Consider the following 19,327-nt stretch of genomic DNA (forward strand, 5'->3'; position numbering starts at 1 on the left):
ATCGTCCTTGCTGACGTGCTGTCGCAACCGTCCCGCAGGTGGACTGGGATAGGTATCGGGATCGCCGCCGGTATCAAACTCACTCCCGCGCTCTTCATTGTCTTTCTCGTCGCAACCGGGCGACGTCGTGAGGCAGTCATCGCTGGATTGACGTTCATCTCCACCATCGCAGTCGGTTTCGTTCTGCTGCCGGCTGATTCGAACGAGTTCTGGCTGCGTGGGCGGTTTCAGGACGTACGACGGATCTCCAGCGACCCGCTGGCGAACACCAGCCTGACTGGACTCCTCACGCGCCTTGACTGGGCGACGCGGTGGGAGACCGCGGTCGCAGTCGTATTCACGGTCTTCGCCATCGCAATCGCCGCGGTGGCGTGGCGTCGCGGTCATTTGCTCTTAGGCGTCGCCATCGCGGGGATGACCTCGGCCGCCGCTTCACCCTTCAGCTGGAGCCACCACTGGGTGTGGTTCGCACCGCTGCTCGTCCACCTTGGGTTTCTCGGGTTCGTACACCGCTCGCGCGTCGCGGCGCTCGCCATGTGGACGCTTGCGGCGATCTTCGGGGGGTGGTTCGTCTCATCACGAACCTCGCCTCCGCAAGCAGGTCTGATGTCCTTGCGCCACCCCGGGACGTGGAATCAGCTTCTACCCGCGGCGTACCTTTTCGCGCTTACTATCGTGCTCATCTGCAGCGTGTACACATTCTGGCGGGCACGACAGCATCCAGTGGCCGCAACGATCGGCTTTGACGCAATGGTGGAGGGCAGTCGACCAAGAGCGAGCATCGGCCCGCTCTACCGCGATCATTAGCCGTCGTCCGGTGACACAGTGGGATATTCCTCGAGTGAAATAGGGCTGTCCTCGGAGGGAGGGCTGGTGAGTGCTCAACGATTAGCTCCCTCGCGTTCGGATCTGCGTCGCTGGAGACAACATCTGGCGGACGAACGCGCTGAGGCAGCGATCTACCGTGATCTCGCGCAGCGGCGCACCGGTGCCGATCGCGAAATCCTGCTGGCGCTTGCTGATGCCGAAGCGCGTCACGAGCAGCATTGGCTCGATCTTCTGGGTACGGATGTCGGCGCGCCGAACCGACCGTTGCTGCGGACGCGTGCGCTTGGCTTTTTGGCACGCCACTTCGGGTCCGTGTTCGTCCTCGCGTTGGCGCAGCGCGCAGAAGCACGGTCGACGTATGAGAGCGATGCCGACGCGACGCCCAGGATGGCCGCCGACGAGCGTGTGCACGAGGAGGTTGTGCGCGCACTGGCCGCCCGCGGACGCAGTCGGCTCTCCGGTGCATTTCGTGCCGCGGTGTTCGGCGCCAACGATGGCTTGGTCAGCAATCTGGCGCTGGTGCTCGGCGTCAGTGCCACCGGTGTGAGCACCCACATCTTGCTGGCAACCGGGATGGCGGGAATGCTGGCTGGAGCGTTGTCCATGGGTGCGGGTGAATACGTCTCGGTGCGCTCGCAGCGCGAACTGCTCGAAGCCTCGACACCGAACCCGCATACCGGCGCTGCGCTTCCCCAGCTGGATGTCGAAGCCAACGAGCTCGCGCTGGTGTACCGCGCGCGTGGAATGAGTGAGGCCGAGGCTGGCGCCAAGGCAGAAGAGGTCTTGAGGACTCTGGACAGCGGCGACACCGGTTCGATCGACGAGGCGGCACGCGATGACCCCCACGAGGCTGTCGGCAGCGGGCTGACTGCCGGACTGTCGAGTTTCTGCTGCTTCGCGTTAGGAGCGTTGATTCCGGTCTTGCCGTTCCTGTTCGGACTGCACGGAGCGGTGGCAATCGGCCTGTCGGCAGGACTGGTCGGCGTGACGTTGCTGGCCACCGGGGTTGTCGTCGGGCTGCTGTCAGGAGGACCACCCCTGCTACGCGCGCTGCGCCAATTGCTGATCGGCTATGGCGCGGCCGCGATCACGTATGTGCTCGGGCTGATGTTCGGTGGTGGTTTCGGATAACCGAGGGTTGACACCCGGTACCGCGGGTAATGGATGCCTCGAGCGGCGTGGGGTGCGCGCCGTCAGCAATACGCCGAGGGGTCGAAACGCCAATGGATAACAATTCCGCCGCGCCGGTAGGACTCGCAAGCGTCCCGCACGACGACCTGCGAAGCGGCGAACGTCCGATGTCACCCGACGACGACCCGTTCTACCGGGCGCCACAGGGCTACGAGCACGCCGAACCGGGCGCGGTATTGCGCTCGCGCGACGTGGAGATCGGATTTCTCGGTCTCATCAACCAACGCGTGAATGCCACTCAGTTGCTGTATCGCACCACTAATCTGCACGAACAACCGGAAGTCGCCGTGACCACCGTGCTTGTCCCGGCGCAGCGCGAGTCAGACGTCGTCTGTCCGGTGCTCTCTTATCAATGCGCGATCGACGCCGTGGCGTCGCGCTGTTTTCCCTCATTCGCCATGCGGCGTGGCGCGCGACCGATCGGCGCGTTCGTGCAAGCCGAGTACTTGCTAGTGACCGCCGCGCTGGCCGAAGGCTGGGCGGTGTGTGTGCCGGATCATGAAGGCTGCCACGGCATGTGGGGCGCTTCCGTAGAGCCTGGCTACCGGATTTTGGACGGGCTGCGGGCCGCGATGCGGTGCGAGCGCTTGAAATTGTCGCTGGCTGCACCGGTGGGCCTGTGGGGATATTCCGGGGGAGGCTTGGCGTCGGCGTGGGCGGCCGAACTGTGTGAGCGATATGCGCCCGAACTCAATATTGTTGGCGCCGTTCTGGGTTCGCCCGTCGGCGACCCGGGAAGTGTGGCGCGCCGCCTCAACGGCAGCTTCTTCTCCGGTCTCGCCGCGCTGATGATTTCTGCACTGACGCAGGTCTTCCCCGGCGCGCAGAACGTCGTCGACGAGCACGCGACTGATGAGGGCAAGGCGCTGCTCGACGAGTTGCAGACAATGACGACGGCCCAGGCCGTATGGCAGTTGCGCAACGTCGACATCGGGTCCTATGTCGACATGACAGCCGACGAGCTGTGGGACCTACCCGAAGTGCGCCACATCTTCGACGAGACAAAACTCGGCAAATCCAGACCCAAGCCTCCCGTGCTGGTCTTGCAGGCGGTGCACGACGGAATCATCAGCGTCGACGACATCGATGCACTGGTGGCCGACTATGAACGCATTGGCGCAGCGGTCACCTATCACCGCGACCGGTTCTGTGGTCATCTGCTGTTGCATCCACTGTCGGCGCCCATGACGCTGAGGTGGCTGCGCGATCGATTCACGGACCGGCCGGTCAACGAGCACAAAACACGCACGGTGTGGCCGACCATATTCAACCCGTCTACGTACTTGGGCATGGTCAAGTTGGGCGTCATCACGGCGAAGGTCGTCCTCGGGCGCTCCGTCGAACGCCAACCGCTGTCGACGACGGATGCCCGCTGATTCGTCAGTCTGGGTTTCTGTCGCACAGGTGGTCCGCACAGGCTTGCTAAGCGGAATACGCTGGTTCGATTCCCGTCATCGGCTCCGACTTTCCGCTGACACCGTCCGCGGAACCTCGAGATTGTTCTCCCGCACTATCACGGGGTCACCGACATTGACCGTGTCGAAGTACCACTCGGCGTCCTCGGGACTCAGGCTGATACAGCCGTGGCTGACGTTCTCGTAGCCGAGTGAATTGATCGCCCACGGCGCTGAATGCACGAACAGCCCTCGGCTCGTGATCCGGACGGCGTAATCGACCGTCAGGTGGTAGCCGTCGGGAGCATCGACGGGGATGCCGACGCTGCTCGAATCCATCACCACCGAACGTTCCTTGGACAACACCGTGTAGGTGTCGACCGGCGTCGGGTAGTCGGGCCTACCCATCGAGGCCGGGAACACACCGGGCTCTCCCCAATGCGGGCGGTGGTGCGGCGACGGCAGCGTCGACGGCGGTCCCGCTTCGACGCCGTCGACGGTCACGGTGAATGTGTGGGCCGAGATGTCGGCGACCCCCACGACGGCGGGACCCGTTGCAAAGTTCGTGGCAAGGCTGCCTACCGAAAGGGCGACCGTGGTGTGCGCCGGCCAGAATCGGTCCGGGACCCACTGCACGACATCGTTTTTCAGCCACTCGTACTTGCCGCTCATCACCGGCGTCGACGTGATACCGATGGCGCGCTCGGCCGCAAGCCGGTTCGCGACGGGAGCAGTGAACGTCACCACGACAGGGTGCGCGACACCCACCACCTGGCCCAGCGTCGGGAGCACCGACGCGATAGCGAATTCGGGCGATTGATTCGCCGCCACGCTCGAGCCTGCAGGCACCGCAACCACGCTCGCAGCGACAACGATCACCGTGAGAACACACCGAAAAACAGCGCGCATGGATCCCAATCTTGTTGACTGCTCTGGTTTGTTTCGGCTTCCCCGAGGCGGCCTCAGCTCGCGCCTGCGGCCGAAGGGCCGGGGATTATCGGCTGGCCGGGCACGGGTGCGCCGGCCGGAGGCGGACCCGTGGTGGGCGCGCCCTTACCTCCGAGGCCAGGGACGTCAGTGAACCCCGCGCCGCCAGCCAACGGCGCGGCCGCTGGCACGGGCGCGGGCGCGGCGGGCACCACCGGCACGGGAGGAGCCATGGGAATCACCGGGATCGGGGGCGCCGCGGGGACCACCGGCACAGCCGGGGCCGCGGGCACCGGCCCAGGCAAAGCCATTGGGACGCCAGCCATGCCGGCCAGCGGTGCGCTGGCCGTGCACACCTCGCCCTTCCCCTCGAAGCATTCGTTGCCGCCGGGTGGGGCGGCGGCGGCCTCTGGGCTCAGCGCAATGGCGATCGCGCACAACCACGCTCCGGCCGCAACGAGCCTGATGTTGGACCGATCAAAAATCGCCATCGATGTCGACTCCTTCATGTGCGCTCTACAAATAACAACGGTGGTATTTGGACGACGGCGTTAATTGCAGCACTCGATGCGGGGCACGCGAAGCGCCACACGGCATCGTTTCTCAATGGTGATCTCGAACAGACAGAGCTGATACCAACGACCCGCGAAACGCGCTGTCACACCAGGATCGCAGAAACCCGCATACGGCCTGCGGGACCAGCAGCGATGCCGGTCAAAAGTTTTTTCAGAAAATTCTGCGGAAAAAAGTGTGCGACTGACCGGCGCCGATCGCTCCTACCCGTGAAAGCAGCCGCAAAGGGCAGCAACACACCAAGGGGAGAGATCATGAACACCACCACCTACATCCGCTACTCGGAGCCGACCGTCCGCAACAACATCTCCCAGGCCTACTCCCAGTGCCTGCCCGAGCCGGACTACGGCTACCCGCAGCAGCCGAACTACGGATACTCGCCAGAGCCGCAGAACGCCTCCTACTACGGCGACTACGCCCCCGTCCCGCAGCAGTCGATCCCGGTTCAGGTGCCGGTCGCACAATCCTCGTCCGGCAGCAAGGGCCTGTTGTTCGTCGCGGGCCTGGCCGTCATCGGCGCCGCAGCGTTCGGCGGCGTGCTGCTGATGAACTCGAACGACGCACGCACAACCGAGACGGCATCCACTAGCGCGGCTTCGGCCACGGACCCAGCCGGTACCCCGGTCGTCAATCTCCCTTCGGCGATCGACATTCCGGCGCTGGCGCCGGCGCAGGCCGCCCCGGCCCCGGTCATCGTCAACAACCAGGCACCAGTCGTCCGGGTGAACGGCCCGACCGTCTCCAAGCCGATCGTCGCACCGGCCCCCAAGCTGGCGAGTGCACCTGCTCCCAAACTGGCGCCGGCTCCTGCCGCAGTTCCTGCCCCGGCACCGGCCCCTGTTCCTGCGCCCGCTCCCGGCCCCAATGGCGTGACGATCAAGGCGCCAGGCGTCGAGGTCGGCGCCAACGGCCAGGGCGGCGTCGCCGTCAAGACGCCCGGCGTTCAGGTCGGCGTTCCGGGTCAGGGCCAGGGCGGAAACGTCGAGATCGGCCTCGGTGGCGGCCAGACCCCCGTCGAGAAGCAGGAGACCAAGACCGACGGGACCAAGACCGAGGAGACCAAAAAGGAAGCGACCACCGACACCACGAAGGACCCGGCGACCGGTGCCGACACTCGGGGCATGAACACCGATCCGCAGACCGGCGACATCATCACCAACATGAAATAGCGCCGCGGCAGCGGCTCGGCGCAGGTCACAAGGCCTGGGCCGAGCACTACCCATCGAACGAATGTCGCGCAACGATGAGTTTCAGCAATTACCCTGACAGCTAACGCACTAGACCAATTTGGAGTAAAACGCCATGACCGCCGCGCTGAGAAACTGGGGTGGAATTGGGCCCGGCAGCAATGACGCCGATCTGGCCCTGGCCGCAGCCGACGGTGACCGTCGTGCGTTCGCCGAAATCTACGACCGTTACGCCGACCGCCTCCACGACTTCGCCATCGGGATGCTGCGGGACCGCGATTCGGCGGCGGACTGCGTTCAGGATGCGTTCTGCATCGCATCGACCACGCTCAGTGGCCTCCGCGAGCCCGACAAGCTGCGCCCCTGGCTCTACGCCATCGTCCGCAACGAAGCCCATAAGCGACTTCGCCAGCTTCGCCGCGAACGGCCGTCCGACGAGATGCCCGACGTCGTCTCCCACGATGCGGGGCCGGACACGCTGGCGCACCGCATGGAGTTGGCAAACCTCATTTCCGAAGCGGCAGGCGGACTTTCGGACCGCGACCAGGCTGTCCTCGAGTTGGCTTACCGCCAGGGGCTGGACGGGCCCGAGCTCGCGATGGCCCTCGGCGTCACGCAGACGAACGCCAACACCATGGTCGGCCGGCTGCGCGAAACCATCGAGCGGTCGCTCGGCGCCTTGCTGGTGGCGCGTCGTGTCCAGTCCGACCCGGGCAGCTGCCCGGAGTTGGCCGCGGTGCTGCACGGCTGGGACGGAAAATTCAACATCCTGATGCGCAAACGCATTGCGCGGCATATCGAATCGTGCGGCGCGTGCGAGGATCTGCGTTCGCGGTCGGTGAGTCCGGCTGCCCTGCTCGGCGCCCCGGTGTTCATCCCGGCGCCGGCTTGGCTGAAGAACAGCGTCTCGCGCGACTTCGAGTTGACCTCGGCGTCGCACGGCATGGGCACCTCGTCGCAAGCGACGGCGACCGGCGGTCAGTCAAACTTCCACGCCGCCAACACAGCTCCACGGCCCGCGATCCAGCCCCCCGCCGACCTCCCGCAAGAGTCGTATGCGGCCTACGAGGAGCCCGCGGCGCTGGTGGGCGGGCCGACTGACGACGACTCGAAGCGTCGTGTCGTGCCGTTCATGGCGCTGCTGATCTTCATCCCGCTGGTGATCCTGGGCGGAACGCTGGCCTGGGTGTACCTACCGAGCACGGCGCTGTCGCCGAGTGGTGTCGTGCAAGACGCGCCGTCACCGTCGCCGACGCCCACAGGGCCGGCGCCGACCCCCGCGGCAGTTCTGCCCACCGCGCAGCCGCCGAAGGCCACCCCGGCTCCGCAGCCGGTTCAGGCCCCGCGTCCCGCCGCCCCGCTGCCCACGCCGCAGGCGAAGATTCCGACGCCACAACCGCTGGCGCCGATTCCGACCCCGCAGGCGCCCCCAGCACCTCCTCCTGTGCAGGCACCGGCGCCCGCCCAGATTCCTCAATTACCGATCGGCTCGCTTCCCGCGATCATTCCCGGGGTGCCTCCCGTCGCTCAAAACCCGGCTCAGCTTCCGGCGCAGCTGCCCGCCCAGGTTCCGGCCAAGCCACCGGCGCAAAAACCCGCTCAGGTGCCGGCGCAATTGCCTGCACAAGTACCTGCGCAGGTCCCCGACCCGGTCGGCCCTGCACCCAAGCAGGTCCCTGACCCCGTCGGCCCCGCGCCGAAGCAGGTTCCCGATCCCGTCGGCCCCGCCCCCCAGCAAGTGCCCGATCCAGTCGGACCCGCGCCTCAGCAAGTGCCCGATCCCGTCGGGCCCGCTCCCAAGAAGGTGGATCCGCCGGCTCAGAAGGCCTGCGATCCGGCGGTCGACATCTGCGTCAGGTAGTGCCGTAGGCCTTCGCGATATCGGGTGAGTCGAGCCACCTCGAATACGTCGGCGACTGCGGCCAGCCCTCCGGCGAATCTTGCCACTCCTCCTGACGTCCCCACGGCAGCAGATCGATGAGCGCGAACGAGTGGCTGAGCTGTTCGGTGCCGCGGCCATTGGTATGCCAGGTGCGGTAGACCTTGTCGCCGTCGCGCAAGAACACGTTGACGCCGAAACCGGCTCCGGGCGGCGCATCCACATCGGCGCCGAACGAACTCTCCGACGACGAGTACCACGTCATCTTGTTGCCCACCTTGTCGCGGTAGGCCAGCGCCTCGTCGATGGGTCCGTTGGTGACGATGACGAACCGCGCGTCGTAGCTGTCCAAGAATTCGAGCCGGGTGAATTGAGAGGTGAAGCCCGTGCAGCCGCCGCACTGCCACTCCGCCCCGTCCTCCCACATGTGGTTGTAGACGATGAGCTGCGAGCGGCCGTCGAAGATGTCGGCGAGGCGCACGGGACCGTCCTCGCCGATGAGGGTGTAGTCATCCATCTCGACCATCGGGAGTCGGCGTCGCTGCGCAGCGATCGCGTCGAGCTCGCGGGTTGCCGCCTTCTCGCGGTGGCGTAGCTCGTCGAGCTCCTTGCGCCAGGTTTCGTTGTCGACGACCGGTGGTTTCGCCGCGTTCTCGGCCATGTGGTTCTCCTTCTCGGTGTGCTCTCGCTATATAGACACGAGCGGCAGTCGGAATTCATCGCATCGGGCAGTATCTGACGTGTGCCGGGTCTGCTCGAGAACAAGGTCGTCTTCGTTGCCGGGCTCGGCGGTGTCGGAAACGGCCTCGCGCGTCGCTACGCGGACGAGGGCGCGCTGCTCGTGCTCGGCGACCTCGATGCGGAACTGGCGTCGCGCGTCGCCACGGAACTGGATCCGTCAGCCGAGCGGGTGCGCGGGGTTGCGCTCGACGGCGTCCACCTGAACTTCACGAACGCCGCCGACGCCTACCTACCCGGCGGGGTCGTCGATCTGCCGCTCGAGGCGTTCGACGAGGTCATGCGTGTCAACACCCGCGGCTTCGTGATCTGCGCCAAGCACACGATTCCGCCGATGATCGCCGGCGGCGGTGGGTCGATCGTCTTCACCGCGTCGATCGACGCCTACAGCGGCGCGGGCACCCGGGTGTCCTACCAGATGAGCAAGGCCGCCGAGCTGGCACTGATGCGGCACATCGCCCGCAAGTACGTGCCGAAGGGTATCCGCGCCAATGCCATTGCGCCAGGGCTGATTTGGCATTACAAATTCGACGAGAATCCGATGCCGGACGGGATCGTCGACAGACGAGGGCCCGGCAGATGATCAAGTCCCGGTTCGGCACGCCCGACGACATCGCCGCGATGGGCGCGCTGTTGCTCTCCGACGACGGCAGCTTCATCACCGCCCAGACCATCAGCGTCGACGGCGGAGTCACGTTCCGCCCATGACGCAGCCGCAACCGGGAAGTATCGTCCGATCATGTCTTCAGAGCCGGCACCACTGACCATCATGTTCTGGCCTGAGTCGGCCTACGGGCCGACGAACCAGTGCATCGGCCTCGCTGCCATCCTCCGGGACCGCGGGCACACGATCGTGTTCGCGGCCGAAAGCTCGTGGGCGGGCAAGCTCGCTCCGTTCGGGTTCATCGAAGAGCTCGTCGACTTGGCTGAACCGGCCGATGGTGCGGGCGACGAGGACGCCGGGGCGTTCTGGACCGAGTTCATCGCGGAGACGGCGCCGGAGTTTCGCAAGCCGACGATCGAACAGCTCGGCTCGTTCATCCAGCCCACCTATCAGGCTCTCATTGACGGTGCGAAGTATTGCGAGCCGCGACTGCGCGAAATCATCGGTAAGCACCGGCCTGAAGTCATCGTCGAGGACAACGTGGTGCTGTTCCCCGCACTGGTGACGTCCGGTGCGCCGTTCGTACGGATCGTGTCGTGTAGCCCGCTGGAGGTGACGGGCTCCGATGTGCCGCCGCCGTTCTCGGGCCTGCCAAGTGCCGACCGCAGTCAGTGGGACGCCTACCGCGCCGAGTTCGACCGCACGCACCGCGCGATGTGGTCCGACTTCAACGACTGGGTGCAGGCCCAAGGCGCTGATCCGCTGCGCGAGTTGGAGTTCATGCCGCACACGACGGCGGCGAACCTGTATGTCTATCCGACGGAGGCCGATTACCTCGACGCCCGCCCGTTGGACGACACCTGGGCCCGGATGGACTCCAGTGTGCGCGAGACCGATGAGGAATACCAGCTGCCTGCCGAGGTCGCCGATCGGCCCGAAGACAGTGCGCTGGTTTACTTCTCGCTCGGTTCGCTCGGCGGTGCCGACGTCGATCTGATGCAACGGGTTGTCGATGTCCTCGGTACGACCCGGCACCGCTATATCGTCAGCAAGGGGCCGCAGGCTGATCGGATCAACCTGCCCGACAACATGGTCGGCGCACAGATGCTGCCGCAGACCAAGGTGATCCCCCAAGTCGATCTGGTGATCTCCCACGGCGGCAACAACACGGTCACCGAGACGCTGCACTTCGGCAAGCCGCTGATCGTGCTTCCGCTGTTTTGGGACCAGTACGAAAATGCCCAGCGCATCGACGAACTCGGGTTCGGGATCCGGTTGGACACGTATGGGTTCGCCGACGAGGAGCTGACGGGCGCGGTGGACCGGCTGCTGTCCGACACGGATTTGCGTGCGCGGCTGGCCTCGATCGGGGAGGCGATCCGCGGACGGGACGGCCTTCGCGTGGGCGCCGACGTCATCGAGAAGGTAGGCGTGCAGCATCGAGCCTCGGTTGCCTGATTTGCTCGACGCGCTCGATCTCACCGACGGCAAGCGCCTGACCATTGTCGCCGACGACGCCGGGCCCTCAGCCTTGCCCATGGTCTGCGACGCGGATGGTCAGTGGCGGCGCGCGGCGGCGGGCGACGGCGTCGCCGAAGCGCTTCTGGATGTGCTGGCGCGGGAATCTGGTCTCACGACGACACGAGGTCCGTTCACCCTTCACTCGTGGACGGTCCGAGCAGCATTGGGCGAGAAGGCGATCGGCGTCGACCAGACCAACGAGTCGGTGATCGTCGGCGATGCCGCGATGGTGAAGTGGGCGACACATCTGCAGGAGGGCCCGCATCCCGCACCGCGACGGATAGGGGTGCTCCGCGATGCCGGTTTCGACGGCATGCCCACCCCGTGGGGATTCGTCACGTGGCGATCCGCAGACGGTGTGGAGACCGTGGCGGCGAGTGTGGACGCGTACCTTCCTGGTGCGGTGGACGGCTGGACGTGGGCGGTGGACCTGATCACTGCGGCGGCCATTGACCGTGACGTCGCCCCTGTCGTGGATGCGGCCGCTCGAGTGGGCACGGTTGTGGCGGAGATGCATGCGGCGCTGCGCACGACTGCGACGGTCGCCTCAGCGCAGGACGCGCAGCGGTGGCGAGACGCCGCCTTTGATCTTCTCGACGATGCGTGCGCGTTGCATGACGTCGCGAGGGAGCGTCGCAGCGAGATCACACAGGTTTTGGACGGCATCGGATCGCTTGCGGACAGTCCCGTGATCGAGGGCCACGGGGACCTTCATGTCGGCCAGGTGCTGCTCAGTGACGGGAGGTTCTTCGTCACCGACTTCGATGGCAACCCGATACTGCCTGCGGCACAACGGGTTTTGTCGATTACTGCTGCGCAGGATGTGGCGGGTATGGTGCAGTCGCTGACACACGCGGCGATCGTCGCACGCAAGCACACAGACCTCGACTCCGCGGCGGTGGCCGAGGCAGATGCCGCGAGTCAGCAGACATTCCTGGGTGCCTACGAGGTGCGCGTACCGGGCGGCCTCTACGATCCGGAGCCGGTGCAGGCCTTCCGCATGCAGCAGGTGTTACGCGAGATCATCTACGCGGCAAGGCATCTGCCCAGATGGATGTATGTGCCCGACGCGGCGCTGCCCGCGCTGCTCGACGAGGGGGTGCCGGCGTGAAGCCGGATGGTTTCGCTGCGGACCTGTACAGAAAGCCGGAGGTGCTCGGGCGGCTCTCGGCGATGTTGGCCGACGGGAATCCATGGGCAGATGTGGTGCCGCCAGGCACCCAGAGGGTGGTCCTGCTCGGGATGGGATCGTCGGCGTACGCGGGTGGCGTGGCAGCGGCACGGATGCGCGCGCGGGGCCTCGTCACTTCGTCGGAACTTGCTTCCTCGCAACTACTCCCGAGCTGGGGAGATGAGACGCTCGTCGTCGCGACATCGGCGAGCGGTGGATCGGCGGAGACGTTGAACGCTCTCGAGCGTCTGCCGCAGGGCGTGCATACGGTCGCGCTGACGAACACGGCAGGCTCGGCCATCTCGAAGCGGAGCAGGTCCGTGGTTGAATTGGCGGCGGAGCCAGAGGTGGGCGGCGTCGCGTGCCGCAGTTACCAGCACACGCTGGCACTCCTGCTGGCGCTCGAGTGTCACCTCCTGGGCACCGATACAGCCGAGCTGGCACATGCCGTCGCTTTGGCGGCAGACGCGAGTGCTTACCTGCTGGACACCGAGAGCGATTGGCGCCTAGAGGTTTCCGAGCCGCTGCTCGGACCGTCGGGGATCTATCTGGCGGCGCCGGCAGAACGGTTCTGCAACGCGCAGCAGGGTGCGTTGATGTTGCGGGAGGGGCCGCGACTGCCGGCAGTGGGATGCGAGACGGGCGACTGGAGCCATGTCGACGTCTATCTCACGAAGACGCTCGACTATCGGCTGTTGGTGTTCGCGGGGTCGGCGTGGGAGGCGCAACTGGCCGAGTGGACGACGGAACGGGGCAGCACGGTGGTCGGCGTGGGCGGGGTTGTGCCGGATACGCAGTACAACCTCCGCTACCCCGGCGACGGCGACGACACGGTGCGGCTGTTGACGGAAGTGTTGGTTCCGGAGCTGATCGCGGCACGTGCGTGGCAGGCTCAGCGGATGTAGACCTCGCCGCCGGTGGGGTATCCGCCACCGTGCGTCGTGATGTGGACGTGGTCGTAGTGGCCGTACCCGCCGGCCTTCGCGCCGCTGGGCGTGTAGTACATGCCGCGCCAGATGCAGTCCTGCAAGTCGAAACGGTCGGCGTTCTCCAGTGCGAACTCGACGATCCGGTTTCCGAGCGCGATGCCTTCGGCTGAGGACGGGTTCGGAATCATCACGTCCAATGCGAGGCCATCCGGATGCCAGCGCAGAGAGTCAGGCCGAACCCCGCCGATGTTCTGAATCTCGGGGAACAGGACGCTGATGCTGCGCGCGACCAAGATGGTCTTGACCTGAAGTCCACGCTCCGGCGCAATACCCACGGGCAGAACCCGCTCGGCCTCGCGGTCGTACACCCGGTACCTCGACGCCGCCGCGAACTGAACCGGCGCCGCACTGGCGACCGCCTCAACGCTGGCCGCCGCCGAGAAGTCGGTCGGCGCCGACGCGACGACCTCCGCGCTTCGCATCGCACCCTCGTCGACGATCTGGTCGGGTGCAGACGCTTCACTGACGGGTGCGGGCACCGAAACGTCGCCGCTGGTGGCGAGCAGGAGAGCGTAAGGAGCGATCACCGCAGCCGCTGGAACGGCCGACGGTATCCGTCGGCGCTGAGCGACACTATGTCTCCCCATCACGTAGCACCATACGAGCAAACCAGCTGAATTTCAGCATCCCTCAGTGATCCCTTAAGGAGCGCGATACCGCCCCGAACAGCTAATAGTCACGGGGAGGTAACGTTTGCGCAGCTCATCGGCGTGCCGGGTGTCGATCGCATCGGTTGGAGACTTACCGTGTAAGAACCATCGAATCGGTCGGGCGCATTGACCGAGCCGGCAGTTTTTCGCTCGACCGGTTCGATGTATATCCCTCGGTCGATGTCGTCCGTCACACTGTCTGGCGTGGCTCAAGATGCCGCCGCCATCGGCGGAGTCGACCTCGCCGATCCCGATACGTACGCCCTCGGCATGCCGTTCGACGCCTTTCGCGAGCTTCGGCACCGTGCGCCTGTCGCCTGGCACCCCTACGGCGACGGCCCCGGATTCCTGGCCCTGACCGGATACGACGAAGTCCTCGCCGTCTCGCGCGACAGCGCCACCTGGTCGTCGCAGTCCGCAGGCGTGTTCTTTGACGTTCCACGTCCCGAGGACAAGTTCCAGCTCGAGCTGATGATGCTCACGATGGACCCGCCGCGCCACACGAAGCTCCGCTCCCTCGTCAGCAAGGGCTTCACACCCCGCCAGGTCGCCAAGCTGAACGATCACGTCGCGGACATGGCGCGCCAGATCGTCGACGACGTCGTGAGACAAGGTGAGTGCGACTTCGTCGACGACATCGCAGGCGCACTCCCGTCGTATGTGATTGCAGAACTGCTAGGCATCCCGCTGGAGGACGGTCGCCGGCTCTACGAACTGACCGAGGTCATGAACAGTGGTGCGGTCGGCGACACCCACCAGGGCGTCTCACCCGTCATCGATGCGCAGCTGCAGATGTTCCAGTACGGCTCGGAGCTCGCGGCCCGCAAGCGTCAGACGCCGGGCGACGACGTCGCGACGTCCTTACTTGAAGCCGAAGTGGACGGCGAGCGCCTCAGCGACCTCGAGTTCAACATGTTCTTCCTTCTCCTCATCAACGCGGGCGGAGACACGACCCGCAATCTGGTCGCGGCCGGCATCCTCGCGATGATGGAGCACCCGGATCAACAAGCCCGCCTCGCCGCCGACCCGTCGCTGCTGCCGACCGCGATCGAGGAGATGCTGCGCTACACCACCCCGGTCACGGTCTTCGTGCGCACGGCGACGACGGACACCGAGTTGCGCGGCATCCCCGTCAAGGCGGGCGACCGGGCGGCGATGTTCTACCCGTCGGCCAACCGCGACGAATCGCGCTTCGCAGAGCCCGACCGCTTCGACATCGGCCGCGCTCCGAATCCGCACCTCGCCTTCGGTGGCGGCGGCACGCATTTCTGCCTCGGCGCCAACCTCGCACGTGTCGAAGCCACCGCGATCATTCCCGAGGTGCTGTCGCGGATGAAGGACCTCGAGCTAGCCGGCCCGGTCGAGCGAGTGCGCTCGAATCTGATGAACGGCATCCACAAGATGCACGTCACGTTCACTGCCGCGTCAGGCTGACGCTCCGCTGCGCCAGCGAAAGCTGTTGACGTACTTACCCATATCCAGGGCGAGGGCGAGGTTGGCACCCGACGGATGGCCGGTACCGTAGTCCGGGGTGAACTCGTGATACGGGCCGACAGCGGAAACCACCAACGCATAATCGTTCTTCACCGCGGCGAGGACCACCAACCGAAGCCGGGTGAACTCACCGCTGGAATCCTGCGGGTACTGGTCGAACGCGGCGCCGAAGCCCGGCTCGTAACCGACCATCGCGTTGGGGATCTCGTAGTCGAGCGTGGCGTCGGGGTAGTACTCGGCGATCATCTTGTCGACGATCTCTTTCGGTGAGCGCTTCTCGGCGGGCTCCCCCCACAGATCCAGCGTGCCGGTGTCTCCCCCGGTGTACTCCAGCGCGACCCAATCCGAGTACAGCGTGGCTTTGTAGAAGGTGCCAGGGCCCGGGTACTGAACCGAGAACTCTCCGTCCGCGGAAACGAAGCGCGGGTTGATGTCGATCGGCTCTCCGATCGGCGGACGCCCACAGTCGGGCGGACAGGTGTATCGCGGCCGCGCGGGAGTCGCCAGAACCGACGCGGTGATTCCAGCGGCAACTACGACAGCGACGCCTGCAGCAAGCGTCGTCAACAGTCGGCCATGACCGGTATGTCGTACCGGCGCAACCTCATACATGCTGGACGCAGTGGCGTACCCCGGGCGGGGTACGGGTGATCCGCCGCTGACGGCGGCCCTGCGCGCGGCTCGCGACGCCCTCGATGCCGCCGCCGCGGCGACCCCGCAGTTGGGGCAGAACGCCATGTCGGGGACCACATGATCGCACTGAGGGCACAGCACGTGCCGGCCCGGATCCGGCTCATCGTGTTGCTCGTTGAGCAAGCAGTACTGCAGCCCGACTCGCAGCGTCAGTACGGCGACGACGGCGACCATCAGGTGGGCACCGAGATGCAGCCCGTCCAGCACGGGACTGGCTTCCGCGACGCCCAATAAGCCGTAGATCATCACTGCCGCAAGCACACTCATCAGCGCGAGGTTTCGGCGGGCGAACCACAACGCGGCACCGACCAACCCGCCCATCGACGCCGCCGTCAAGGGCACCGCGACACCTTGCACGCCGGCCTGCACCAACAGCACTCCCGCGGGACGGTCACCGGCGGTCATCCCAGTGGCGAACTGCGGCGCCAGCCGGACAATAGTAGCGGCGGCGGTGAAGCTGATGGCGCCCAGCGATCCGATGACGAAGCCGTCCAGCGACTCCCGGGTTGGGCGTGCAATTCGCATCACCACCGCGGGGATCAGCATGACGATCGCTCCGCCAACGGGCACCGCGATACCCACCACCATCGCCAGCCTTCTGGAGTCCGCGTCGGCCAGCGATACATCGTAGAAGCTCGAGACCAAGGTGCGGGTCGCCAACGCCCATCCGATACCGAGCCCGATACCGAGCAATGCGGTGGGCACCAACGAACGAACGGTGAAGTCGCGGTCGACGTCCGCTTCGAACAGATAGAGCACGAACACGAGGGGAAGACCGAGCGCACTCACCGCGACCATGGCCGCCTGCCAGTGCAGCAGAGCCAGGGCGATCAACAACAGAACGAGAACGGCGAGGCCGGCACGAAAAGCCGTGCGGGACCGGTGCGGAAGATGTGGGAACAAGGAACTCGCCACAGACAGGCGCACGACGTGCTCACCTGGCGCTGCCGCATACGCGGCCATCCGAAGTCGGTCACGGCGCGTCACAGGCGGCTCTGTCAATTGCGCACCGCACGCGCCGCAGTATGCCCCGGCAGGGACGTCGGTGCCGCACGCTCCGCACGACATGGTGGTCACGCCACCCTCGTCGGCGGGCGGCTGTGTCATTCGGGCGCTACCTGCGACTGGATCTTGAGGAGGTTCTGCGCGAGGTTGTAGGTGTTCGGAGTGCCGAGTCCGGTGACGAGATCGTAGCCGGGGGTGGAGAGGTCGACGGCGTTGCCGCCCAACGAAACATCTCGAAAGCCCGGCAGGTCGGCGCCGGCCGCGACCCTATAGAGCAGGGGGTTGATGTTTCCCAGCGGCCTGCCGCCGTTGGCGTTCAGGTACTGATTCATCAGCACGGTCAGCGCGGCCCAGATGGGTGCCGCCTGTGACGTACCGGCTCCGACGTATTCGTTCTGGCTGTAGATGAACCTCACCCCGGTGAGCGGATCACCGACCGCGGCCACGTCGGGCGACAGCCTGCGCCGATCCTGGTCACGATCGGCGGTCAGCTTCTCCTGCCATTTCGGCCGCGCAAACAGCTGCGACACGCCACCGCTCGTACCCTGCGACAGCGGCGAATCGAACCACGCGTACTCCGCCAGCCACTGTCCGCGCGGTCCCGTCGACAGGGTGGTCGCACCGACCGCCGTCATCGCCGGAAGCGACGAGACAGCATCCAGCCCAACGTCATTCGGACCAGGCGGTGATGACCACTCGTCTGCGCCCTTGCACTCCAAGCTGGCGTTGTCGCCTGTCGCATCGAATGCCGATGTGCCGTGCTTTTGCGCCGTGGCCAATGCGGACTCCACCGGCGCGAGGTCGGTGGCGTTGACGAACGAGTCGCACGACCACCCGATCGACAGGCTCCACACCGCACCGGGGAATTGCCGGTCCGCGTCGGAGAACATCTGGCCGATCTTCTCGTATGCGCCGTCGGCCACCAAGGTCGGCAAGGCATTGACGACGACTAGGTGCGCATCGGGCGCAATGGCATGCGTCACTTCGAGATCCATCGTCGTCTCGCCGTGAGCCTCGTCCGGTATCCCACCGATCACCTCGGGCGCGAACCTCGGCAAGCCGGAGGTATCGGCGAACGAGTCGAGGTCGCGCTGGTCGAAGCCATCAAATGCGAAGAACACGATGGTCTCGCCCTTACCGGTGTGACCTTCCTTTACCAGCGGGGCGGCGTTGTAGGCGTCCAACAGCCCGCCCGGCGTCAACCCGCCCTTCGGCACATCAAGGGCAAGGTTGTCCGGTCGTTTCGTGCGATGCGGGGTGTAGCTCATGATCCGGCCGAGCCCGCTGACCGCAGCGTGCAGCGCCACTGGCACCGACGGCTGTTCCGGCGATGCGTAGAACGCCTGGCCTTTTCGGCCCCGGTAGTCATTCACCGGTACTTCGAACGCACGCGCGACGTGATCGGCGGAACCTTCCACGACGGCCCAGGCGTTGCCTGGCCGCCATCGCACCCACAACTCCCGCGCGCCCGCCCATGCCATCAGCGCCTCGGGGCGCGACGCGTCGGGGAGCGACACGGTCAGTTGTGCATCACCGGCGCGCGACGGCCCGAGATCTGTCGAGCTGGCGAGCAGCGATGCGAACGGGCCCGTGATAACCGCCGAATCGGTCGGCGCGCAGCCGGCACTCAACCCCGACGCGACGATGATCGCCGACGTCGCGATGAGCGCCGGCAAACGCCGCCGCATATCGATGATGCTTCTAGGAACCGTTGGTTACGTGGCGACCATGTTCGCCGGGCTGGACCTGCGAGGCCGGCGGAGCAACAACGGGCGGGGTGAACTGGTTCGGCGCATTCGGATCGATCCGCGGAGCCTTCTCTGTAGGCGAAGGCGGTGCAGCCGGGGACGTCGTAGTCGTCGTAGTAGTCGTCGAGGTCTCTGGCGCCTTCTCTTGTTCCTTGGCGCAACCCGCCATGATCATGCCCATGGCGGCGATCGCGCTCAGCCCGGCAACTACTCCAAGCCGGTGGGGCAAACGACTCTGTGTCCTCATTTAATTGTCCTATCTGTGTACCTGCACCGACAAGCGGCAGGAATTACCGACCATGGTGCCATACACAGCGAAGTCGCGCCAGTCCCTTAGCAAAATTTGACGGCCGCGAAGCGGCTGTCAGATGCCACCACATATCGACGGGGCAAACGGTACCGGAATGGGCACGCAAACTCCTACCCCGAAGTACGGCGTGATGTCCCCGTTCCACGCTGGTGGGGGCGGCCCCGCTGGCGGTGGCGCGGGTGCAGCCACGCAGCTGTTCGACGGCGGATCGAATACCGTTCCCCATCCACAGTCGACGGCGCCGCTGACACCGGTGTGAAGATTGTGGCGAACGCCAGCGCTCCGAACGCAGCTACGGTAACGGCTGTCAGGCGATGAAATGTACTCATCGAAGGCCTCCCTCGAATGGATCAGGACCTTCTGAAAGAGCAACCTTAGTCCCGTTCGGCGCCCTTTGACCCCGAGTTGCGGAGCTTCCTGAGGTG

At 65.8% G+C, this 19,327-nt stretch carries 18 protein-coding genes; 12 read left to right on the forward strand and 6 right to left on the reverse strand.

All coding sequences use genetic code 11. From position 1 onward, the window contains the following. The 3 genes from QOJ24_RS14045 to QOJ24_RS14055 all read left to right on the forward strand — a co-directional run. Positions 1-807 (forward strand): glycosyltransferase 87 family protein (locus QOJ24_RS14045; RefSeq protein WP_526262132.1); only part of this gene is annotated, 807 nt, incomplete at its 5' end. Positions 808-873: 66 nt separating this feature from the next. Continuing rightward, positions 874-1,959 carry a VIT1/CCC1 transporter family protein gene (locus tag QOJ24_RS14050; RefSeq protein WP_526262134.1) on the forward strand — a complete coding sequence of 362 codons (1,086 nt, stop codon included), beginning with the start codon at positions 874-876 and terminating at the stop codon, positions 1,957-1,959. 92 nt (positions 1,960-2,051) lie between these two features. Continuing rightward, complete coding sequence (locus QOJ24_RS14055) at positions 2,052-3,395, forward strand: lipase family protein (protein WP_526262136.1); 1,344 nt, start codon at positions 2,052-2,054, stop codon at positions 3,393-3,395. 75 nt (positions 3,396-3,470) lie between these two features. Here QOJ24_RS14055 and QOJ24_RS14060 read toward each other — a convergent pair whose 3' ends face one another. Further along, a complete protein-coding gene (locus QOJ24_RS14060; RefSeq protein ID WP_526262138.1) occupies positions 3,471-4,322 on the reverse strand; it encodes a L,D-transpeptidase in 852 nt (283 codons plus the stop codon). Positions 4,323-4,375: 53 nt separating this feature from the next. Then, complete coding sequence (locus QOJ24_RS14065; protein ID WP_526262140.1) at positions 4,376-4,831, reverse strand: hypothetical protein; 456 nt, start codon at positions 4,829-4,831, stop codon at positions 4,376-4,378. Between the two features lie 336 nt (positions 4,832-5,167). Here QOJ24_RS14065 and QOJ24_RS14070 point away from each other — a divergent pair, with 336 nt between their 5' ends. After that, positions 5,168-6,082, forward strand: coding sequence for a hypothetical protein (locus tag QOJ24_RS14070; RefSeq protein WP_526262142.1), 915 nt, complete (start codon positions 5,168-5,170; stop codon positions 6,080-6,082). A 133-nt stretch (positions 6,083-6,215) separates the two neighbouring features. After that, positions 6,216-7,961, forward strand: a complete 1,746-nt coding sequence (locus QOJ24_RS14075; RefSeq protein ID WP_526262144.1) for an RNA polymerase sigma factor — start codon at positions 6,216-6,218, stop codon at positions 7,959-7,961. On the opposite strand, the gene QOJ24_RS14080 is transcribed toward QOJ24_RS14075, so the two are convergent. Then, positions 7,954-8,640: a DUF899 domain-containing protein gene (locus QOJ24_RS14080; RefSeq protein ID WP_526262146.1), complete on the reverse strand. Its 687-nt coding sequence runs from the start codon at positions 8,638-8,640 to the stop codon at positions 7,954-7,956. The genes QOJ24_RS14075 and QOJ24_RS14080 overlap by 8 nt on opposite strands. A gap of 81 nt (positions 8,641-8,721) precedes the next feature. Between QOJ24_RS14080 and QOJ24_RS14085 the strand changes: the two genes are divergently transcribed. Genes QOJ24_RS14085 through QOJ24_RS14105 form a run of 5 tightly spaced genes read left to right on the forward strand, consistent with a single transcriptional unit; the run spans position 8,722 to position 12,918 of the window. Then, on the forward strand, positions 8,722-9,300 hold the full coding sequence (locus tag QOJ24_RS14085) for an SDR family NAD(P)-dependent oxidoreductase (RefSeq protein WP_526262148.1): 579 nt from the start codon (positions 8,722-8,724) through the stop codon (positions 9,298-9,300). Next, a complete protein-coding gene (locus QOJ24_RS14090) occupies positions 9,297-9,425 on the forward strand; it encodes an SDR family oxidoreductase (protein WP_526262150.1) in 129 nt (42 codons plus the stop codon). Before QOJ24_RS14085 ends, QOJ24_RS14090 begins: the two co-directional genes overlap by 4 nt. A gap of 31 nt (positions 9,426-9,456) precedes the next feature. Beyond that, positions 9,457-10,779 carry a glycosyltransferase gene (locus tag QOJ24_RS14095; protein ID WP_526262152.1) on the forward strand — a complete coding sequence of 441 codons (1,323 nt, stop codon included), beginning with the start codon at positions 9,457-9,459 and terminating at the stop codon, positions 10,777-10,779. Then, positions 10,772-11,953, forward strand: coding sequence for a glucosamine kinase (locus tag QOJ24_RS14100; RefSeq protein WP_526262154.1), 1,182 nt, complete (start codon positions 10,772-10,774; stop codon positions 11,951-11,953). The genes QOJ24_RS14095 and QOJ24_RS14100 overlap by 8 nt, the downstream gene beginning before the upstream one ends. Further along, complete coding sequence (locus QOJ24_RS14105) at positions 11,950-12,918, forward strand: SIS domain-containing protein (RefSeq protein ID WP_526262156.1); 969 nt, start codon at positions 11,950-11,952, stop codon at positions 12,916-12,918. The genes QOJ24_RS14100 and QOJ24_RS14105 overlap by 4 nt, the downstream gene beginning before the upstream one ends. Here QOJ24_RS14105 and QOJ24_RS14110 read toward each other — a convergent pair. Next, a complete protein-coding gene (locus QOJ24_RS14110; protein WP_526262158.1) occupies positions 12,906-13,589 on the reverse strand; it encodes a VldE C-terminal domain-containing protein in 684 nt (227 codons plus the stop codon). The genes QOJ24_RS14105 and QOJ24_RS14110 overlap by 13 nt on opposite strands. Positions 13,590-13,922: 333 nt before the next feature. Between QOJ24_RS14110 and QOJ24_RS14115 the strand changes: the two genes are divergently transcribed. Beyond that, positions 13,923-15,086 (forward strand): cytochrome P450, encoded by a 1,164-nt coding sequence (locus QOJ24_RS14115; RefSeq protein WP_526262377.1) that lies wholly within the window; start codon positions 13,923-13,925, stop codon positions 15,084-15,086. On the opposite strand, the gene QOJ24_RS14120 is transcribed toward QOJ24_RS14115, so the two are convergent. Next, positions 15,078-16,946: a zinc ribbon domain-containing protein gene (locus QOJ24_RS14120; protein WP_526262160.1), complete on the reverse strand. Its 1,869-nt coding sequence runs from the start codon at positions 16,944-16,946 to the stop codon at positions 15,078-15,080. The genes QOJ24_RS14115 and QOJ24_RS14120 overlap by 9 nt on opposite strands. Continuing rightward, a complete protein-coding gene (locus QOJ24_RS14125; RefSeq protein ID WP_526262162.1) occupies positions 16,943-18,532 on the reverse strand; it encodes a S53 family peptidase in 1,590 nt (529 codons plus the stop codon). Before QOJ24_RS14125 ends, QOJ24_RS14120 begins: the two co-directional genes overlap by 4 nt. 464 nt (positions 18,533-18,996) lie before the next feature. Between QOJ24_RS14125 and QOJ24_RS14130 the strand changes: the two genes are divergently transcribed. Further along, positions 18,997-19,161, forward strand: coding sequence for a hypothetical protein (locus QOJ24_RS14130; RefSeq protein WP_526262164.1), 165 nt, complete (start codon positions 18,997-18,999; stop codon positions 19,159-19,161). Positions 19,162-19,327: the final 166 nt, after the last annotated feature.

Origin of the sequence: Mycobacterium sp., from assembly GCF_032159775.1 — a bacterium.
Classification (GTDB): domain Bacteria; phylum Actinomycetota; class Actinomycetes; order Mycobacteriales; family Mycobacteriaceae; genus Mycobacterium.